Genomic DNA, 2,300 nt, shown 5'->3' on the forward strand with positions numbered 1-2,300 from the left:
ACAGGCGGCGCGAAGTCAGAAGACGAAGCGTGCTGGCGCACGCAGCCCCCAAGCCCTGCGCTGCTCGACGGCTCACCAAGGGGCCCAAGAGAAGGCTCGCCTTCGGCATCGTGTCTCGGCTCGCTTCGCTTTGCCGTGATCAAGCCGATGCGAAGCGAGGCGAGACGAGCCGTAGTGAGGTCGCAGCAGATGTTCGGCCGATCCTGTGGCATGGCGAGGACAGACCGAGGAGACCTCAAGCCACGCAGTTCGGCCAGATGAAGAGCGCCTTTGCTTTGGTTACTTTCATTTGGCGCGACAAATGAAAGTGACCCGCCCGCCGGGGCGGACTCCCGGCGCACCCGTTGGAAGTAGGAAGAACGAGCCACGCGAAGCGGACAACAAGGCCGTTAAGTCACCGGCGCCGGGTTGAACAGCACCAGCGCGTTGTGCAACTTCCACTGCTCGGCCCAGGTCTTCTTGCGGCCACTGGCCACGTCGAGCATCAGGCGGAAGAGCTCCCAGCCCACCTCTTCGATGGTGGCTGTGCCATCCGCAATGCGCCCGGCGTTCACATCCATCAGATCGTGCCAGCGGCGCGCGAGATCGCTGCGCGTGGCGACCTTGATCACCGGCACCTCGGCCAAGCCGTAGGGCGTGCCGCGGCCCGTGGTGAACACGTGCAGGTTGATGCCGGCAGCCAGCTGCAGCGTGCCGCAGATGAAGTCGCTGGCCGGCGTGGCGGCGTAGATCAGCCCCTTTTGCTTCGCCTTCTCACCGGGTGAGAGCACACCCGAGATCGGTGAACTGCCGCTCTTGACGATGGAGCCCATCGCCTTCTCGACGATGTTCGACAGGCCGCCCTTCTTGTTGCCCGGTGTGGTGTTGGCACTGCGGTCGACCTGACCCTTGCGCAGGTAGGCGTCGTACCAGGCCATCTCGCGGATCATGGCCTCGGCCACCTCGGGCGTGCTGGCGCGCGAGGTCAGTTGGTCGATGCCATCGCGCACCTCGGTGTTCTCGCTGAACATCACCGTGGCGCCTGCGCGCACCAGCAGGTCGGTGCAGAAGCCCACCGCGGGGTTGGCGGTGACGCCGCTGAAGGCGTCGCTGCCGCCGCACTGCACGCCCACCACCAGTTCGCTGGCCGGCACGGTCTCACGCCGCCGCGCGTTCAGGCGTTCGAGGTGCTCCTCGGCGGTGGACATCACCGAATCGATCATGGACATGAAGCCGACGTGCGCCTCGTCCTGCAGGCAGACCACGTCAAGCTTGGCCTCTTCTGTCGCGCCCACGTCGGCCACGTTGCGCTCGTCGACGATGGCAAACGAGCCCGGCGGCAGCAGGCGCTCGGGCTGCAGCTTCTCGCAACCCAGGCTCACCACCATCACCTCGCCGCCGAAGTTGGGGTTGAGGCTGATGTTGCGCAGCGTGCGGATCGGGATGTGCGCGTCCGGCGCGTCGATGGCCACGCCGCAGCCGTAGGTGTGCTCCAGGCCGACCACGTCGTCGACGTGGGGGTACTTGGGCAGCAGTTCGCGCTTGATGCGCTGCACCGCGAAGTCGACCACGCCGGCCACGCACTGCACGGTGGTGGTGATGGCAAGGATGTTGCGCGTGCCCACCGAGCCGTCGGCATTGCGGTAGCCCTCGAAGGTGTAGCCCTCCAGCGGCGGTTGCGGTGCGGGCTTCACGGTCGCGAGGGGCAGACCGTCGAGCGAGCGCGCTTCGGGCATCTCGAGCAGGCGCTCGTGCACCCAGCTGCCGGCGGGGATGGCACGCGCCGCACGGCCGATGGTCACGTTGTAGCGGCGCACGGTCTCGCCGGCGGCGATGTCGACCAGCGCCACCTTGTGGCCCTGCGGCACCTTGTCGACGAGCGTCAGGCCCGAAGGGAAGACGGTGCCCGCAGGCAGGCCGCCGTCGTTGGCAACGATCGCGACGTTGTCGCGCTCGTGCATGGCGATGTAGAGGGGATTCATGTCACTCGGGTTTGACTTTGCCGTCCTTGACGACCTGGGTCCATTTCGCCAACTCGCTGCGACCAAAGGCGGTGAACTGTTCCGGGGTGTTGGCCGTGTGAACGAGTCCGAGCCCATCCATCTTCGCCTTCACGTCGGGCTGGGTGAGGATCTTCTCCACCTCGGCGTTGAGCCGCTGCACGATCGCAGCCGGCGTGCCCGCCGGCAGATAGAACGCCTGCCAGCTCGCCACGTCGAAGCCGGCTACGCCGGCCTCCTGCAGCGTGGGCACGCTGGGCAGCGCCGGGCTGCGCGCGGCCGAGGTGACGGCGAGCGCACGCACCTTGCCGGCCTGGATGT

General features: G+C 67.1%; 3 protein-coding genes. 1 reads left to right on the forward strand and 2 read right to left on the reverse strand.

The annotated features are described in order from the left end of the window. Positions 1-305, forward strand: a 305-nt coding sequence (locus VFL64_RS14770) for a hypothetical protein (RefSeq protein WP_489541144.1), incomplete at its 5' end; no start/stop codon positions are given. A gap of 84 nt (positions 306-389) precedes the next feature. Here VFL64_RS14770 and garD read toward each other — a convergent pair. Then, complete coding sequence (garD, locus tag VFL64_RS14775; RefSeq protein WP_489541145.1) at positions 390-1,961, reverse strand: galactarate dehydratase; 1,572 nt, start codon at positions 1,959-1,961, stop codon at positions 390-392. Position 1,962: 1 nt separating this feature from the next. After that, on the reverse strand, positions 1,963-2,300 hold a 338-nt coding region (locus VFL64_RS14780; protein WP_489541146.1), incomplete at its 5' end, for a tripartite tricarboxylate transporter substrate-binding protein.

Source organism: Rhizobacter sp., from assembly GCF_035702065.1.
In the GTDB taxonomy this organism is placed as follows: domain Bacteria; phylum Pseudomonadota; class Gammaproteobacteria; order Burkholderiales; family Burkholderiaceae_C; genus Rhizobacter.